This window comes from Methylocystis sp. (assembly GCF_021731785.1).
In the GTDB taxonomy this organism is placed as follows: domain Bacteria; phylum Pseudomonadota; class Alphaproteobacteria; order Rhizobiales; family Beijerinckiaceae; genus Methylocystis.
The window spans coordinates 1-15,973 of record NZ_JAKFWS010000134.1 but is presented as its reverse complement, the minus strand read 5'-3'; the positions used below and the strand labels follow the sequence as shown (position 1 = coordinate 15,973).

The following is a 15,973-nucleotide window of genomic DNA, read 5'->3' as shown; positions in this document are numbered from 1 at the left end:
TTAAGGATATGCGGCTAGCCTGACGCGTGGACTTTCCGCGCGAAAGGACGGGCGATGCATCGGGCGGCCCCGCAAGGCGATCAGACAGCCGAAGTCTCTCTGGAACGGCTGCACTATGGAAAGCTCGCTTCTGGCGCGACGTTGAGCGTTCCGGCGGCGGAAGGCTATGGCGTGACGTTGCGCAGCCAGAATCTGCGGTCGTCCGACGACCGGCTGCTCTCGCCGCCGCGGCTCATGGCGCTGCGCCGATTCGAGCCCGATCTGGTCGATCCCGGCGCGCGCCGGCGCGGGTGCTTTCTCGCGCGCGTTTCGCCAGAGCCAGATTCGCGCCGCGCGATCTTTTTGCGCGCCCGGTTTCGCCCTGAGGACGGAGACGACGGCCACGGGCGCCTCTATCAGCAGAGCGCCGTGTGGAGCGTGGCCGCGGCCGATTGGCGGCGACATCCGGCGGCGCTGCTCGCCATGGCGGGCTCCGAACTAGAGGCGCTTCCGGACCTAGCGAGCGAAGCCGAGTGCGTGCGCTTCAGCGCCGCGCCGGCGCGGTACGTGGTGCGCGTGCTTGATCCGCAGGACGTCTGGGGCGCGCTCGAGGACGCGCTCGACAAGACGCACTGGGCGGCCCCGACTTTGGAATTTCTGGCGCGCGGCGCCGAAACCGGCGACGACGCGACGCTGACCTATGGCGCCGACGACTTCGCAAGCGAGGCGGCGTTTCTCAGGGCCGTCGGTCTGGCGCTGCAATTCCTGCCCGCGAGCTATCCACGCTGGCGTGAGATCAGCGTCGTTTCCGGCCTGCGTCACGAGTCGCAGGGCCTTTGCCTGCGTTACCTGCCTTCGCTGCGGGCGGCCGCTCGGACCTCCGTCGCCGCTTGATGTTACGCTGACGGGCGCCTGTCCATCTGCCCTGGTTCGGCGATCAGATAGCGCTCGAGCGCGCCGCAGCGCCGGCGCGGAAGATGGGCGGCGCCGGCGTCCGAGTAATAGGCGCGCGGACCGTTGGCCGCGCCGTCGGCGGCATGCTGCAGGGCGCGCGCGGCGCGCGGCTTCAGCGCCGAGAAGAGCCGCGCTTCGATCTGCGCGATCGTGACATTGTCGACCAGATAGGCGCCTTTGCGGTCGACATGAGCGATTTCGTCGCGCACGAGCCGATTGAGGATGGCGACGATATTGTCATGCACGTTGGGCGACAGCGCCGAAATCGCTTCCGCCGCGGGGTTGATCTCGCTCATGTCGCCGTGAACCGGACGCGCGGCGCGCAGGATCGCCTTCATCGCGCGGACGTCGGTCGGCTGGTCCTCGTCGTCCGAAAGGTCGAGCGGCGCGGCGAACTGGCGCCGTTCGCGCGCGTCATAGCCGCGTTTGAAAATCTCCGACAGGAACTTCATGATGAACAGAAACGCGTCCTGCGCCATGGCGACGCAGATCGCCATGGTCGAATCGGGGGTGAAGCTCCAGAAGGCCTCGCGCGCCAATTCAAATTTGTTGCGCTCGGAACTATGCGTGCGCAGATAGGCGTCGCTTTTCTTCAAAAGCTCGCGCAGCTCGTCCTCCGAGAGGCCTGCCGTCTTGCCGGAGACGACGCAAGCGTCAATGAGAGTCTTCGCTTCGTTGAAGCCATTGGCGGCGGCGGCCCGATCGGACGGCGGCGCCGCGCGGATTTTGGCGACGATCGCCGAAAGCTCGTCGCGCAACCCGGTTTCGAGCCCGCATTTCTTGTCGAAGGCGGCGCGCGCGGCGATCGTTTCGTCGCGCGCCGAGAGCAAATCGCGCGCCTCGCCCTGCGGCTCGCATGTGAAGTCGCGCGGAACGCTTGCCGGCAGGGCGTTCGATTGCCGCGCCGCTGCAAAAATCGGTTCGCAGAGGGGCTTTGCTTCGCGCACCGTGCGCCACCGCGGATCCATGCGCAGCTGGTCGCGCAGCGCCGCGAGATCGCGCACCGTCGCGTCGAGGTCGAGCGCGGCCTCGCTCTTTGGCGTTGGTCGCGTCGATGCGGCGCTTGCAGCCTCGGCTTTGAGTTTCAGCGTGATCGTCTGAGCTGTCAGCGCGTCGCGCCGTTTCACGGCGTTGGCGCGCTCGTTCGCCGGGCCGGCGAGCGTCTGCCGCAGCGCCGTGACGCGCTTCATTGCTTCGGCCGCTTTGTCGCGATGCGCGCGGCAGTTTGGGCCGCAGGACGCGCCCATGCCGTCGAGCCCGTGCGCGGCGTCGATGGCGAGCTGTTCTTCCTGACGCACGGCGGCAGCCGCAGACGCCATCTCATCCTGTTTCGCTTTCACGACCGCGTCGAGGTCGGCGATGCTGCGCTCCAGCGCCTCGATCTCGCCACGCGCATCCTCGAGCTGACGCATCGCCGCCTGGGCGTTTTCCATCTCCGCCGCGGCCTGGCTCGCGGCCTGCGCGATCACCGCCTGTTGCGCCTCCTGCCGCTTTCGTATGGCGTCGCGCAGCGCCGGCCCGGCTTGACGCGCGGTGTCGATGAGGCCGTCGATCGACGTGAGATAAGTCTTGTAGCTTGGGGTCTCGGCGATGCGCGCCGAGGACGCTTCGTAGGCGGCGGCGATTTCCTTTGTCGCCGGCAGGATCACTTCCGTTGCAAGCTCCATCGGCTGTAGCTCGGCGACGATCTTGCGGGAAGAGAGCTTGAAAATGTTGTTGTAGTAAAAGGTAAAAGAAAAGAAGGCGGAGATCGAGAAGACGAAGACGAAGACCAGCGCCGTCACGCCGGTCTTGATGATCATGCGCTCACGCGCCATCCGCCGCCGTGCGATGAGCGCGGCGAGATCGACGCCGAGCGACCAGGATGTTGCGGCGAGCATGGTAAGAACGGCGGTCGTCGCGATCAGCGTGCCGGCGATCCCGATCACGTCGCCGGGCTCCTTTTGCATGATGTCGATCATGCCGGAGGAGGTTGTGTAGAACACCCAGGCGAGGACCGGCAGGGCGGCGGCCATGCCGACGCGGCCGAGGTTGAGATCGCCCCGCCACAGGCGCACGAGCGGCGATGCGAGCGCGTCGAAAATACCGAAGCCTCGTCGCGGCGGCGTCGAATCGGGAGCGCGCGCCTGCTGCGTGGAGGCTGTCATCGCGCAGGCGCTCTTGACGCTGGAACCGGCCGGCTGCGCATGTCCGCTCCCTCTATATGAAACATCGGTTGCCGAAGTTGCCGGCGAATTGAGACGGATTTGCGCTCCGGCGCAAGGGCGTGACTTTCGCCGCTGCGCCGGGAAAAATCCGCTTGACGGCTCACTGTCGATTGGCCGTAGCTTGACCCGCCGCGGCGCCCGCTTTCCCTCGCTCGATGATTCGTGCTAGAGCCCCAGTTTGACTGTCTGCGGCTGGGCCGTTCGGCCGCGACTCGCGCTGACGGGCCTTGAACCCGTCAAGTCATCAAGGGGTCAGCCGTGGCCATTCCGTTCCGCTATATTGCGAAAATCGGCGTCTATCTGCTCAAGCAGCACCTCACGGGCGTGCGGCGCTATCCGCTCGTTCTCATGATGGAGCCGCTGTTCCGCTGCAATCTCGCCTGCGCCGGCTGCGGCAAGATCGACTATCCCGACCATATTCTCAACAAGCGGCTGTCGGTCGAGGACGCGCTGCGCTCGGTCGATGAATGCGGCGCGCCGGTAGTGGTGGTCGCCGGCGGCGAGCCGCTCCTGCACAAGGACCTGCCGCAGATCGTCGAAGGCATCATTGCGCGGCGCAAATTCGCGATCGTCTGCACCAACGCCCTGTTGCTCGCCAAGAAGATCGATCTCTTCAAGCCGAGCCCCTATTTCACCTGGTCGATTCATCTCGACGGCGACAAGGAAATGCACGACCACGCGGTCTGCCAGGACGGCGTCTACGATCGCGCCGTCGAGGCAATCAAGCTCGCCAAGTCGAAGGGCTTCCGCGTCACCACCAACAGCACCTTCTTTTCCGACGCCGACCCGGCGCGCGTCGCCAAGTTTCTGGACGCGACCTCGGCGCTCGGCGTCGACGGCATGACGCTTTCGCCCGGCTACGCCTACGAGCGCGCGCCGGATCAGACTCACTTCCTCAACCGCACGCGCACCAAGGAATTGTTCCGCGCCATCCTCAGGCGCGGACGCGGCGGCAAGGCATGGGACTTCACCCAATCGTCGCTGTTCATGAATTTTCTCGCCGGCAACGTCAGCTACCGCTGCACGCCCTGGGGGATGCCGCTACGCACCGTGTTCGGTTGGCAGCGTCCCTGCTATCTGCTTGGAGAGGGCTATGTGCCGACCTTCAGGAAGCTCATGGAAGAGACCAACTGGGACTCCTATGGCGTCGGCAATTACGAAAAATGCGCCGACTGCATGGTCCATTGCGGTTTTGAGGCGACCGCCGTCGCCGACTCGGTCCGCCGCCCCTGGCGAGCGGCCGCCGTCGCGCTGTTTGGCGTGCGCACCGAAGGTCCGATGGCGCCGGACATTTCGCTGGAGAACCAGCGCCCGGCCGAATATGTCTTCGACGAGAATGTCGCGAAACTCTCAGAGCTCCGCGAGCATGAGGCGCAGCAACGGGCCCAGCAACGGTCCACAGCGGCCTAGCGAGACGAAGGCGGCGCGCGAGTCGAGGCCGGCGCGGATCATTCCTCCAAGCTGATGCGGCCGGCGAATGAGTTCGCGCGCTAATCCCAGCGCGTGGATGTCGCCGTCAAGCGTCAGCGCCTTGGCGACAAGCGGCGGCAGCGCACGCGCCGCCGGATCGCTGATCGCGCGCAGCGCGACGAAAGGGACATTGCGCCGCCGCGCGAAGTATTCGGCGAGATGCGACTCCATATCGACGGCGACCGCTCGCGCGCCTTCGCGCAGCGCCGCCTTGGCGGCGGGGTGCATCGCCGGCGCATCGACGCCGATAATCGCGCCGGGCGCAACTTTACAGCCCGCCGCGGCCGCGCCTTTCATCAGCGCCGATGAGAGACGCGAATGGGTGTCGCGCCGCGCCTCTCCCGAGACGATGGCGTCCGCCACCACGACATGGCCGGGCCGCAGCGCATGATCGAGGCCGCCGGCGAGTCCGAAGCTGACGACGGCGGAGAACTCAGCGCCGCCAAGCGCGTCCAGCCGGCGCCGAAGATGCGCGGAATTCGCGCCGCTGCACAGCGTCGTGACGCCTTCGCCGGCCGCGCAGGCTGCCTCGCGCTTCATGCCAACGACGACGAGAATCGGCGCGAGCGCGTCGAGCCTGGCGGTACTTCTGCGGCTATAATCGCGCGCCATCGCTTCTCCCGCCAACGCCGCATTCGCCGCTTAGGAAAGTTCCATTAAAGCCCCGCCTGGACGCGCCTGCTGTTGGCCCGCGTCAGATTGCGATAGCGCGCCAGCGCCCAGAGCGGAAAAAATTTTCCATAGCCATGATAGCGCAAATAGAAGACGCGCGGAAAACCGGTTGCGGTGAATCGCGCCTCGTTCCACAGGCCGCCGTCGCTCTGCGTCGCTTGCAGATAGGCGATCCCCTTCGCCACGGCCGGATGGTCGATTTCGCCGGCGGCCATCAGCCCGAGCAGCGCCCAGGCCGTTTGCGACGCCGTCGACGGGGCCTGTTCATAGCCCTTGTAATCGAGCTTGTAGCTCGAAAGATCCTCGCCCCAGCCGCCGTCGTCGTTTTGAATGGCGACAAGCCAGGCGACGGCGCGACGGTAAGCGTCATGATCGTGCGGCAGGCCGACGGCGTTGAGCGCGCAAAGCGTGGACCACGCGCCGTAGATGTAATTCGCGCCCCAGCGGCCGAACCAGCTGCCGTCCTTTTCCTGCTCCTTGAGGAGATAATCGACGCCGCGCTTGAGACTGTCGTTCGATTCGATCGTCTCGCCGAGCTGCGCCAGCATGGAGACGCATCGCGCCGAAACGTCAGCCGTCGGCGGATCGAGCAGCGCGCCGTGATCGGCGAAGGGAATGTGGTTGAGATAATGATAGGTGTTGTCGGCGTCGAAGGCGCCCCAACCGCCGTTCTTCGATTGCATGCCGACGATCCATTCTTTGGCGCGGGCGATGCGCGAATCGTAGGGCCGTGCCGCGTCATTCGCCGTCAGCCTATCCATCGCCGTGACGACGACCGCGGTATCGTCGACGTCCGGATAATAGGCGTTGGCGTATTGGAACGCCCATCCGCCGGGCCGAACGTCCGGCCGCGTCGCCTCCCAGTCGCCCTTCACGTCGAGCACTTGCAGGGGCGCAAGCCATTCGCAGGCCGCGCGGGCGGCGTCGCGGGCGTCTTCGTCGCCGGTTTCAAGCAGCGTGTGCGCCGTCAGACACGTGTCCCACACCGGCGAAACGCAGGGTTGGCAATAGGCTTCATTCTCGTTCACGACGAGCAGCCGCTCGATCGCCTCGCGCGCCCGTTGCTTGCGCGCGTCGGCGTCAGAGACGCCGAGCACGTCATACATCAGCAGGCTGTTGACCATCGACGGGAAGATGCCGCCCAGCCCATCGAAGCCATTCAGGCGTTCCGTCGTCCATTCCACGGCGAGTTCAATCGAGCGCTCGCGCGGCCCGTTGGGCATATGCGGCTCGATCAGGCGCAGCAGCCTGTCGACCTGCCCGAAAATATCCGCCCAGGGCCAGGTCTGGTGTTCGCCCTTCGGCCACACCTTCACCTCTTCCGGCGGCGTCGTGAAGAGTTCGCGAATGTGAGTGTTCTTCGGATTCTTCGCGCGAGGTTTTTTCGTCATCAGCACAAGGAGCGGCACGAGAACAGTTCGGCCCCAATATGAAATCTTGTCGAGGTGGAAAGGAAACCACTTCGGCAGCAACATGATTTCGACCGGCATCACCGGCACGCCGCGCCACGGAATTTCGCCGTAGAGCGCGAGCAGCGAACGCGTGAACACGTTGCTTTTCGCCGCGCCGCCATAGGCGAGGATCGCCTCGCGGGCGCGCGCCATATGCGGCGCCTCGACGTCGTCGCCGATCATCTTCAATGCGAAATAGGCCTTGACGCTGGCGCTGATGTTGAAACGCCCGTTCGGAAAGAGCGGCCAGCCGCCGTGGTCGCCCTGACAGCGGCGCAGATAGACGCCGATCCTGCGTTCGAGTTCCGCGTCGACCGGCTCGGCGCGGAAATGGCGCATCAGCACATATTCGGCCGGAATGGTGGTGTCGGCTTCGAGCTCGAAGCAGAAATGTCCGTCCTCCTTGCGAAGCGATAACAGCGCGCGTTTGGCGTTCTGGATGCTCGTCTCGAGCGCTTCGGTCGACACGGCGGTGAAATGATCGTCAATGCGCGCAGCGGCGTTCATCGCAATTCCTTTGATGTTTTCGGGTCAGGCGACGCTGAGCGTCGCCGCCTTGGCCGATTCACGATGTGGTTTCACGACGATCTCGACGTCCTGTCCCAGCGCGACGAGAAATCGCAGCAGCCGCTCCAGCGAGAATTGCCGGAAATCGCCGTGCAGCAGCTTCGATACGTCCGGCTGCTTCACGCCGAAAAGTTCGGCGGCTTGCACCTGTTTCAATCCCCGCTCCTTCAACAGCGCCTCGATCTTGCGGACGAGTTGCGCCTTCAGGAAATGGTCGTTGGCAGGCGTCGTTTGAGCGGCGGTCGAGTCTTCGATCATGATCGTGGCGTGTGGAGGGCCGTGTGGCGCGGTCGCGCCGAGCGCATTGGCTATAGTGAATTGACTATATCGTCAAGTCGCTTCTGGCTCGTCGATTGCTACGCCTTTCGGAAAGCGCGCCCATCTTGGCGTGGCGCGCAACTTTGTCCGAAAGGTGAACCGATGGACGAGCTTTATGTGATTTGCCGGACAGACGAGATCGAGGACGCCGAAGCCACTGGGTTCGTGCTGATGCGCGCCGAGGAGAGCGGCGACGCCGCGCCCTATCCGATCCTCATCACCCGTAAGGGCAACAACTTTTATGGCTTCGAGAACGCCTGTCCGCATGAAGGCGGCCGGCTCGACGTCAATCCCGGCCAGTTCATGGACGAGGAGGGCAATTTCCTCGAATGCGGCACGCATCATGCGCAGTTCGACATCGACACCGGCCACTGCTTCATCGGCCCCTGTCAGGGTCAGCGCCTGACGCCGATCAAGCTCGTCATCGACGAGGGCGACGTTTGCCTCACCGGCGTGCTGCTTGCTGAAGAATGAGCGCAGGAGAGCTCATATGAGCGATATGGCGGAACTGCAAAAGCGCAAGCAACCACTCAGTCTCGCGATCGTTCATGTCGATCCCGACGCCTTCATCGCCAATGATGCGCCGTAGCCCGAGATCGCAAGCTTCACCGGGTTCGCCGGCGCTGTGAAGTTTCCGTTCGCCGATGGACGCGCGGCAGCCCGTTGGAAAAACACTCGGTTTTCGCTCAATCGAAACGAAGTCTTAACCATCCGCCGCCGATGGTCGCTCAAGGGGCGTTGGAGGATTAGGCATGGCTACCAAAACGGATGGCGAACGCGCATTGGCTGACCTCGAGGCCGGCAAGTTTTCGTTTGAGATGGTCGACGCCATCAGGGCTCATGTGACCTATCTCGAGACTGAGTTGCAGCGCGCCGGGACCGAGATGGAGCGCGTCAGCGCGCTGCATGACGGCGCGGCCAATGAGCTCAGGCAACAGGAATATAAAGTTTTGCGGCTCGAAGCCGAGCTGCGCGCGCTGAACGCGCGAGTCTACGCCCTGCTGAAGGCGAATGCGCTGACGCAAACCGCCCTCGGCGTGGCGAAGCGCGGCGCCGTAAGCGTCGTCGAATATCTCCCTGTCGCGCGAAATTACGCCGAGGCGGGTCTGAAACAGACGCTGGCCTATCTCGCGACCGTCGATTTCAAGGGCAAGTTCGAAGAGCTGAAGGCGCATCCCATGACCAAAACGGCGCTGCGCGAGATCGAACGCCTTGCCGTGAAATTTGTCGAATATCTCCCCGTTGCGCGCATGCATGCCGAGAAAGGTTTGAAGCAGGCGCTGGCCTATCTCGCGACTGTCGATTTCAAGGGTAGGTTCGAGGAGCTGAAGGCGCATCCGATGACCGAGAAGGCGCGCGCCTGGCTCGCGAATCTCGATGTTCCGGCCGAGTGGACGAAGCTGAAGACGCATCCGCTGCCGAAAAAGGCGCTAAGCGAGCTGCAGCCGGTCCTTTTCCATGCGAGGGAATATCTGCCGGTCGCGCAGAAGCGGATCGCCGCGCTCGTCGAAAAAGCGACGGCTTATATTGCCCAACTGCAAAAGAAGGCTGCGTAAGTTCGACAGCGGGCGGGCTAAAAGTTGCGCCCGCTCGCTGGCCGTCTGTCAGACCCACTGCGCGAGTTCGACAGTGACGCCCTCAGGCCCTTCAATGAAGACCAGCTTGCGGGAGTGGAAATTCATGACGTCGTTTCGCGTCCGAAAGCCGGCGGCCGTGATTTTCGCGACCTCGGCTTCGATGTCGTCGACCGCGAAGCAGACGTGATTGAAGCCGATCTTGTGCAGGTCGCGAATGGCGGGATCGGGCAGGGGCTCCGGGTGAAGATATTTGAGGAGCTGGATTTCCGTTCGCGGCGAAACATTCTCCAGAACCAAAGTGACGTGCTCGGCCTTCAGGCCGGGGACGCCCATGTAGCTGTCGAAAGGCGGCCCCGAGATGACGATCGACATCGCCTCGGCAAAGCCCAGCAGCGCGAAGAATTTTTTGGCGGCGTCGACGTCGCGCACGACGATTGTCAGATGGTCAAAATTCTTCACCATGGAGGTCTCTCCGGCTCGGCCAATGACCGAATTCGTTCGGATCGATTGGGCCGATGATCACACGGGTCGCAAGCTCGAGACTCAGATCCTGTCCCCGAGAGACTATTGAACCAGCCAGGGCAGTCGGAGCCGGCCGCCTCAGGCGCCCGCCAACTCCGCCGCCTTGTACCCTGAGCGTATCGAGCCCTCGATCGTCGCCGGCAGGCCGGTATTCGTCCAGTCGCCGGCAAGCCATAGATTGGTCCACGACGTCTTGGCATCGGGCCGGCGCTTTTCCTGCGCCGGCGTCGCGGCGAAGGTCGCGCGCTTTTCCTTCACGATCTGCCAGGGCGGCAATTCCGCCGGCAGGCCGGTCGCGGCGGAGACCTCCGCCCAGATTTTTTCCGCAAGCGCTTCGCGCGGTTCGTCGATCAGGCGATCCGCGCCGCTGATCGTCACTGAGAGGCGATCGTCGAAGGCGAACAGCCATTCGGTCAGCGTTCCGATCATGCCGATAAGCAGCGGCTGACCCGGCGGCGGCGCGATCTTGAAATGCGCATTGACGATCGCGCGAAAATCGTCCGGCGCGACGAGACCGGGCACAAGCTCCTGGGCGATCCACGGCGGCGTCGCGAGAACGACCGCGTCGCCTTTTCCAAGCGCCGCCTCCGCGTCGCCGAAACGCAGCGCGGCGACGCGAGAGTCGTCGAAAGCGATTTCGCGCAGACGCGCCCCGAAGCGCAGCTCGACGCCCTTGGCGCGAAGCGCGCGCAGCGCCGGCTCGATGAAGGCGTCGCCGAGTCCGCCTTTCGCCACCATGGGGCGGCAGGCGTCGCCGCCCGCAGCGAGTGTTTCGCGCAGCACGGCGCCGGCGAGTAGAGCGGACGCCTCTTCAGGTTCGGTGTTGAGCGCGGAAAGCAGAACCGGGCGCCAAAGCCGCTCCCACAGCGGGCCGCGGCAGCGCATGGTTTCGCCGATGGTTGCGCCCTTCTTGGCGAAGAGCAGCTTGCCGGCGTCGAAATAGGCGAGCGGTCCGGCGCCGGGGACACGGCGGTTTGCGACGAATATCCACCACGGAACGCGCGAGGCGTTGGGACGCAGCCTCCAGCGCTCGCCCGTGCGGGCGTCGAGAAAATCGAAGACGCATTCGTCAGGGCCGACGAGCGCGTCGCTCGCGCCGATGCGTTCGGCGTAATCGCGCGCCGCCGCATTGCCGGAGAGCAGCAAATGATTGCCGTTGTCGATTGTCAGGCCGAGCGTCGCGTCGAAATACGAGCGGCAGCGTCCCCCCGCCATGCGCGCGGCCTCGTAGAGCGCGACGCGACGGCCGCCGTCGGCAAGGCGCAGCGCGCAAGCGAGCCCGGCGAGGCCCGCGCCGACCACATGAATCGTTTCCCTCACGTGAAGGCGTGGCGCAAGAAGGCGCTGATGAGTTTCAGGCGCGACGCCCGCACTGGCGCGCGCGGCGCCGAAAAGCCGCGAGCGGTGAGATTGTCGAGGATCGAGCGATAGCCGGCGGCCATCAGATAGGGCGCTTTCACGGCGCGCTTCGGCAGGCCCGCCATCACCAGATCAGCCTGATCGTAATGTTCCCGCGCGCGGCAGACGACCGGCGTGCAAATCTCTTCAAGTGAGGGATGCGACAGCACGGCGTGTGGGGCAAAGGTCGTCATGCCGGCGCCTTCGAGCGCCTCGCGCGGCAGATACAGGCGTCCGCGGGCGGCGTCCTCGTCGAGGTCGCGCAGGATGTTGGTAAGCTGCAGCGCCCGGCCGAGGTGATAGGCGAGCAGTTTCGGGCCGGTCGGTAGTTCGCATTCGGCGTTCGGCTCCTCGTCCACGAGCCCGAACGCGCGCACCGACAGTCGTCCGACGGCGCTCGCGACCCGATCGCAATAGAGTTCGAGCTTTTCCCACTCAGGCGCGCAAATATCCTCGTCGACGTCCATCGCCATCCCTTCGATCACCGACTCGAAATCGGCGCGGTCGAGACGGAAACGGCGGACGGGTTCGGCGAGAAAGCTCACGCGTGCGCGTATGCGACCGGCGTAAAGCTCATCAAGGTCGGCGCGCCACTGGTCGAGCGCGGCGCGCCGAACGGCGCGGTCGCCCTCATCGTCGGCGATGTCGTCGACGGCGCGGCAGAAGGCGTAAATGGCGAACATCGCGTCGCGCCGGGGCGGCTCGAGGATGCGCATCGCGAGATAAAAGGAGCTCCTGGTCGCGATGGCGCGCGTGCGCAGCATCGCGGAGTCGGCAAGCGCCTCCGTTGTCATTGGCGCGTTCTCGGGACGGCAGGCGAAGCCAGGCGGGGACGCGACATTCGCCGAAGCAGCGCGCCGATGGCGCCCGTCGCGCCTTTGAGCGCAAAGCTGAACTTACCGTCATGGACCTTGTCGCGGAGCGGGTCGGCGACGTTGAGCCGCGCCACGAGGTACTCGGCGAGGGTCTGGATCGCGCCAATCTCCATGGCGAGCCGCGTGTCGTCGAGCAGATCGGCGAAGGGACGCGACTGCGCCAGAAGATGCGCAGTCTTCTCATTCAGGTCGCGAATCGTCGCCAGCAGCGGCGGTGGCGCGCTGTCCTGCGCAAGCATGTCGACGGAGGCGCCGTGCGCCGTGAGCGCGTCTTGCGTGAGATAGACGCGGTCGAGGCTGCGATAGTCCTTTCCGCAATCCTGCAGGTGATTGATGATTTGCAGCGCGGCGCAGAGCGCGTCGTTGGCCGGCCACACCCGACCGCGGTCCTCGCCATGGAGATCGCAGACGAAGCGCCCCACCGGCATGGCGGAATAGCGGCAGTAGTCGACGAGATCGTCCCAGTCGCGATAGCGCAGCTGCGTCACGTCGCGCTTGAAGGCGGTAATCAGGTCGCGCGCATGCTGCGGATCGAGGCCCCGCTCCTGGCATGTTTCACGCAAGCGGCGCGCCACTTCCGCATCCTCTTCCGCTTTTCCCATCAAAGCGGCGTCGAGCGCGTCCAGCAGATCAAGCTTCTCTTGCGCGGCGAGCGTGGGATGATCGGCGATGTCGTCAGCGGCGCGAACGAAATCATAGAAGGCGAGGATCGGCGCGCGATGGCGCGGCGCAATCAGAAAGGAGGCGACCGGAAAATTTTCGTCGCGATGGGTCTTTCCCGAACTCGTCCGCGCAAGGTCCATATGACGCCGTTTTATCGCTCCACGGCGCTCGCGCGCCCTCAAACCTCGATTTCACGGCTCGCCTCGATCTCGTCGGACGTTTCGAATCGCTGCGCCGCCACTTGCGCGCGAGGCGCCTGATAGCGGCCCTTCCATTCGCCGCCACGTCCGCAGAAGTGCCGCCAAGCCGATTCAACCGTGAACCACGTATAGCACGCCGCGACGCCTGGCAAAGCAAAGGCGCGCAGCCGCGACAGGCCGTAAAAGCGCAAGGTCGGCATATAGGCCTGCGCCATCAGGAGCCAGGAGACGAGCGCCGTCTCCCGGGCTGGCGATTCGCCGAAAAGCGCCAGATAGGGCGGCGCGAGATAGGCGGCCGCCATGCCGAACAGCGCCCCGGCGAGACGCCAGGGCGAATAGCTGAGCTGGGCGTATGCCGAGCGCACGACCATTCGGGAAATGTCGGCAAGGCGCGGGTAGGCGCGCAGGCTATGAACGTCTCCGGTCAGTCCCAGCCAGATCGGCCCTTGCGCCTTCATCAGCGCGCCGAGCGCGCAATCGTCGATCAACGCGCCGCGAATGGCGCGAAAGCCTCCCGCGGTCGCAAGCGCCTCGGGGCGCACCAGCATCACCCCTCCGGCGGCGCCCGCCGCCGCATGGTCCGGATCATTGATGTGGCGGAACGGATAGAGCTTCTGAAAAAAGAAAATGAAGGCCGGAATGAGCCACTGCTCCGCGACGCTTTCGCAGCGCAGCTTGACCATCAGCGAGGTCAGAACAGCGCCGCGCGCCGTCGCCCCGGAAACGAGACGCGCAAGCACAGGCGGCGCAAATTCGATGTCGGCGTCGCAGAACAGCACGAAGTCGGGCTCGACCGGCAGCCTCCGCGCGTAATCGAATCCGCGCTGCATCGCCGAGAGCTTTCCCGTCCAGCCCGCGTCAGGTCCGCGCGACGAGAGGATGGTCAGTCGGCCGGATGCGCCATGCGCGGCGGCGCAGCGGCGCGCGGCTTCGGCGGTGCCGTCGTCGCTCTCGTCGTCGACCAGAATGATGTCGAACTGGCCGTGGAACTGTTGAGCGAACAGCGACGCAAGGCTCTTTTCGATGACGTCGGCTTCGTTCCGGGCCGGAACGATCGCTACGACCTGGGACAGGTGGTGCGTCGGGGCATGGCCGCCGAGGTTCCGGTCATGCTCGGTCAGCCGCCAAAATGCGCCGCGCAGCGCAATCAGATAGAGCCAGGCGAATAGCCCGATAATGGAGATGAACACAGCCAGCATGGGCGAATCAGGGTAGGATTCGACGCAGACCGCGTTCTATCACTCGCGTTCAAGCTAAACCAGAGCGCCTTCGAGCCTTCACGCAGCCCTATCGCTTCGCCCAGCCCGCCTCGGTCTTGACGTAGCTGCGCTTGACCGCGGCCCAGGCGATGCGATGCGCCGCCTCCTCCTGCCGCGAATCGCCGCGATGGGCGGCGAAGGCGTGGTTGAACGCCTCGCGATAAATGTCCTGGGCGTGCTCGGGCAGGATGCGCTGGAGATTTTCGGGCAGGTCGCCGTTGCTGGCGTAGGGCATGTCGCGGCCTCAGGCTCCCGCGATCTCGCGCGCGATGGCCTCAGCGGCCGCTGCGGGGTCGGCTGCGCGGGTGATCGGCCGGCCGACGACAATATAGTCGGCGGAGGCGGCGATCGCCTGTCGCGGCGACATTACCCGCTTCTGATCGCCGATGTCGGCGCCCGCAGGCCGCACCCCTGGCGTCACCAGCAGCATGTCCGCGCCAACGATGGGACGAATGGCCGTAAGCTCCATCGGCGAGAGGATGAGGCCGTCGATCCTTTGTTCCTTGGCCTGCCGCGCGCGGCGCGCGACAAGCTCGGCGACGCCGCAGGCGTAGCCCGCTTCTTTCAGATCGTCGTCGTCGTAAGACGTCATCACCGTCACCGCGAGCAGCTTGAGCGCGCCCTCCGACGCGCCCTGGCGCGCCGCAGCCATCGTCTGAGGGAAGGCGTGGATGGTGAGAAAGTCGACGCCGAGCCGGGCGACCTGACGGGTCGCGCGCTCAACGGTGACGCCGATGTCGTGGAGCTTCAGATCGAGAAAGACGCGCTTTTGCGCGGCTTTCAATTCGCGCGCGAAATCGAAGCCGCCCGGCGCGTAAGCGAGCTCCATGCCGACTTTGAAGAAGGAAACCGTCTCGCCGAGCGCCGCAACAAGAGCGCGGGCGTCGGCGACGCTTTCGACGTCGAGCGCGACGATTAGGCGCTCGCGCGCCGTCACGCCCTCGGCTTTCCGGTGTGACCGGCCTTGCGATAGCGCCAGACTCGCGCCGGCGGAATATTGAGCACGATCGGCGGCGATCCCTTGCCGACATAGGCGCCTTTGACGCCATGCGCGTGCATGGGCATCGGCGATTTGGTCAGGCCGTAGGTGAATTGGATGAAGAGCCCATCGTCGCCCATCATCTCGAACGACTGGTTGAGCAGTTCGACGCGATCGCGCTCCGGCCGGTTAAGGAGCGGCAGGCTGGAGACGACGGTGGCGATTTTTCCCGGAACTTTGCCGGCGAGCGTCGCCTTGAGGCCATAGGCGTCGCCCTGGACGATATTGACGCCGGGGAAGCGCTCGGAAAGCAAATGGCAAAATCGGGTCTCATATTCGACGAGCACAAGGCGCTCCGGCGCGATGCCGCGGGAAATGAGCGCTTGAGTCACCGGTCCGGTGCCGGGACCAAGTTCAATGATGAGTCCGTCTTTTTCCAGTTCGACGAAGCCGGCCATCGTCTTGGCCAGCGCGCGCCCGGACGGAGAGACCGCGCCGATGAGACGCGGATTTTCGATCCATTGACGGATGAAGCGCGCGTTATCCACGAGGTTCGCGCGCCCGCCGGCTTTCTGCGATCTATGCGACAAGACGCTCCCTCCCGATCGGCGCGATGGAAACGCGCAAACGGCCCCCGCTGTCGAGGGCCGTCGGACGGATGATAGGAGAGCGGCGCGCCGAACACAACGCGGCGCGTCGTTAGCCTCTATCCCCCGAACAAATCCTTCATCCGCGCGAAAAAGCCCGTCTCCTCCGGATGGGTGTCGTGCGAGGATTCCTCCTCGAATTCCGCGAGAAGCTCCTTCTGGCGCTTGGTGAGCTTTTGCGGCGTCTCGACGCTGATCTGCACATGCAAATCGCCGTGATCGCGCCCGCGCAAGA

16 protein-coding genes and 1 pseudogene are annotated in these 15,973 nt (G+C 65.0%); 4 read left to right on the top strand and 13 right to left on the bottom strand.

What is annotated here, in order from left to right; all coding sequences use genetic code 11:
• Positions 1–54 precede the first annotated feature (54 nt).
• Complete coding sequence (locus tag QZ964_RS18330) at positions 55–873, top strand: hypothetical protein (RefSeq protein ID WP_292533367.1); 819 nt, start codon at positions 55–57, stop codon at positions 871–873.
• A gap of 2 nt (positions 874–875) precedes the next feature.
• Here the strand turns inward: QZ964_RS18330 and QZ964_RS18325 are convergent, their stop codons facing one another.
• The gene (locus QZ964_RS18325; RefSeq protein ID WP_292533365.1) at positions 876–3,080 is read right to left on the bottom strand and encodes a hypothetical protein; all 2,205 of its coding nucleotides are present in this window, start codon (positions 3,078–3,080) and stop codon (positions 876–878) included.
• A gap of 318 nt (positions 3,081–3,398) precedes the next feature.
• Between QZ964_RS18325 and hpnH the strand changes: the two genes are divergently transcribed.
• A complete protein-coding gene (gene hpnH, locus QZ964_RS18320; protein ID WP_292533363.1) occupies positions 3,399–4,550 on the top strand; it encodes an adenosyl-hopene transferase HpnH in 1,152 nt (383 codons plus the stop codon).
• On the opposite strand, the gene QZ964_RS18315 is transcribed toward hpnH, so the two are convergent.
• Genes QZ964_RS18315 through QZ964_RS18305 form a run of 3 tightly spaced genes read right to left on the bottom strand, consistent with a single transcriptional unit; the run spans position 4,491 to position 7,558 of the window.
• Positions 4,491–5,222, bottom strand: coding sequence for a phosphorylase (locus tag QZ964_RS18315; protein WP_292533361.1), 732 nt, complete (start codon positions 5,220–5,222; stop codon positions 4,491–4,493). The two genes, hpnH and QZ964_RS18315, sit on opposite strands and share 60 nt — an antisense overlap.
• Positions 5,223–5,266: 44 nt before the next feature.
• Positions 5,267–7,240: a squalene--hopene cyclase gene (gene shc / locus QZ964_RS18310; RefSeq protein WP_292533360.1), complete on the bottom strand. Its 1,974-nt coding sequence runs from the start codon at positions 7,238–7,240 to the stop codon at positions 5,267–5,269.
• Positions 7,241–7,264: 24 nt separating this feature from the next.
• Entirely contained in the window at positions 7,265–7,558 is a 294-nt protein-coding gene (locus QZ964_RS18305) for a helix-turn-helix domain-containing protein (RefSeq protein ID WP_292533358.1), read from the bottom strand.
• A gap of 162 nt (positions 7,559–7,720) precedes the next feature.
• Between QZ964_RS18305 and QZ964_RS18300 the strand changes: the two genes are divergently transcribed.
• Entirely contained in the window at positions 7,721–8,092 is a 372-nt protein-coding gene (locus QZ964_RS18300) for a Rieske 2Fe-2S domain-containing protein (protein WP_292533356.1), read from the top strand.
• A 278-nt stretch (positions 8,093–8,370) separates the two neighbouring features.
• Positions 8,371–9,174, top strand: a complete 804-nt coding sequence (locus QZ964_RS18295; RefSeq protein ID WP_292533355.1) for a hypothetical protein — start codon at positions 8,371–8,373, stop codon at positions 9,172–9,174.
• Positions 9,175–9,222: 48 nt separating this feature from the next.
• On the opposite strand, the gene QZ964_RS18290 is transcribed toward QZ964_RS18295, so the two are convergent.
• The 9 genes and pseudogenes from QZ964_RS18290 to QZ964_RS18250 all read right to left on the bottom strand — a co-directional run.
• Positions 9,223–9,657, bottom strand: coding sequence for a VOC family protein (locus QZ964_RS18290; protein WP_292533354.1), 435 nt, complete (start codon positions 9,655–9,657; stop codon positions 9,223–9,225).
• A 138-nt stretch (positions 9,658–9,795) separates the two neighbouring features.
• The gene (hpnE, locus tag QZ964_RS18285; protein ID WP_292533353.1) at positions 9,796–11,037 is read right to left on the bottom strand and encodes a hydroxysqualene dehydroxylase HpnE; all 1,242 of its coding nucleotides are present in this window, start codon (positions 11,035–11,037) and stop codon (positions 9,796–9,798) included.
• A complete protein-coding gene (gene hpnD / locus QZ964_RS18280; protein WP_292533351.1) occupies positions 11,034–11,909 on the bottom strand; it encodes a presqualene diphosphate synthase HpnD in 876 nt (291 codons plus the stop codon). The genes hpnE and hpnD overlap by 4 nt, the downstream gene beginning before the upstream one ends.
• Entirely contained in the window at positions 11,906–12,793 is an 888-nt protein-coding gene (hpnC, locus tag QZ964_RS18275; protein ID WP_292533349.1) for a squalene synthase HpnC, read from the bottom strand. The genes hpnD and hpnC overlap by 4 nt, the downstream gene beginning before the upstream one ends.
• Positions 12,794–12,831: 38 nt before the next feature.
• The gene (locus QZ964_RS18270) at positions 12,832–14,052 is read right to left on the bottom strand and encodes a glycosyltransferase (protein ID WP_292533348.1); all 1,221 of its coding nucleotides are present in this window, start codon (positions 14,050–14,052) and stop codon (positions 12,832–12,834) included.
• 88 nt (positions 14,053–14,140) lie between these two features.
• The gene (locus QZ964_RS18265; RefSeq protein WP_292533346.1) at positions 14,141–14,347 is read right to left on the bottom strand and encodes a ChaB family protein; all 207 of its coding nucleotides are present in this window, start codon (positions 14,345–14,347) and stop codon (positions 14,141–14,143) included.
• Between the two features lie 9 nt (positions 14,348–14,356).
• Positions 14,357–15,049 carry an orotidine-5'-phosphate decarboxylase gene (gene pyrF, locus QZ964_RS18260; RefSeq protein ID WP_292533344.1) on the bottom strand — a complete coding sequence of 231 codons (693 nt, stop codon included), beginning with the start codon at positions 15,047–15,049 and terminating at the stop codon, positions 14,357–14,359.
• Positions 15,046–15,681 carry a class I SAM-dependent methyltransferase gene (locus QZ964_RS18255; RefSeq protein WP_292533342.1) on the bottom strand — a complete coding sequence of 212 codons (636 nt, stop codon included), beginning with the start codon at positions 15,679–15,681 and terminating at the stop codon, positions 15,046–15,048. The genes pyrF and QZ964_RS18255 overlap by 4 nt, the downstream gene beginning before the upstream one ends.
• Positions 15,682–15,797: 116 nt before the next feature.
• A pseudogene (locus tag QZ964_RS18250) lies at positions 15,798–15,973 on the bottom strand (molecular chaperone DnaJ); the annotation flags it as partial.

Bases quoted from the DNA above. Each gene is read 5' to 3' on its own strand.
- QZ964_RS18330 (WP_292533367.1), top strand. From the start codon at position 55: ATGCATCGGGCGGCCCCGCAAGGCGATCAGACAGCCGAAGTCTCTCTG.
- QZ964_RS18290 (WP_292533354.1), bottom strand. From the start codon at position 9,657: ATGGTGAAGAATTTTGACCATCTGACAATCGTCGTGCGCGACGTCGAC.
- QZ964_RS18270 (WP_292533348.1), bottom strand. From the start codon at position 14,052: ATGCTGGCTGTGTTCATCTCCATTATCGGGCTATTCGCCTGGCTCTAT.
- shc (WP_292533360.1), bottom strand. From the start codon at position 7,240: ATGAACGCCGCTGCGCGCATTGACGATCATTTCACCGCCGTGTCGACC.
- QZ964_RS18305 (WP_292533358.1), bottom strand. From the start codon at position 7,558: ATGATCGAAGACTCGACCGCCGCTCAAACGACGCCTGCCAACGACCAT.
- hpnC (WP_292533349.1), bottom strand. From the start codon at position 12,793: ATGGACCTTGCGCGGACGAGTTCGGGAAAGACCCATCGCGACGAAAAT.
- QZ964_RS18325 (WP_292533365.1), bottom strand. From the start codon at position 3,080: ATGACAGCCTCCACGCAGCAGGCGCGCGCTCCCGATTCGACGCCGCCG.
- hpnD (WP_292533351.1), bottom strand. From the start codon at position 11,909: ATGACAACGGAGGCGCTTGCCGACTCCGCGATGCTGCGCACGCGCGCC.
- QZ964_RS18265 (WP_292533346.1), bottom strand. From the start codon at position 14,347: ATGCCCTACGCCAGCAACGGCGACCTGCCCGAAAATCTCCAGCGCATC.
- QZ964_RS18295 (WP_292533355.1), top strand. From the start codon at position 8,371: ATGGCTACCAAAACGGATGGCGAACGCGCATTGGCTGACCTCGAGGCC.
- QZ964_RS18315 (WP_292533361.1), bottom strand. From the start codon at position 5,222: ATGGCGCGCGATTATAGCCGCAGAAGTACCGCCAGGCTCGACGCGCTC.
- QZ964_RS18300 (WP_292533356.1), top strand. From the start codon at position 7,721: ATGGACGAGCTTTATGTGATTTGCCGGACAGACGAGATCGAGGACGCC.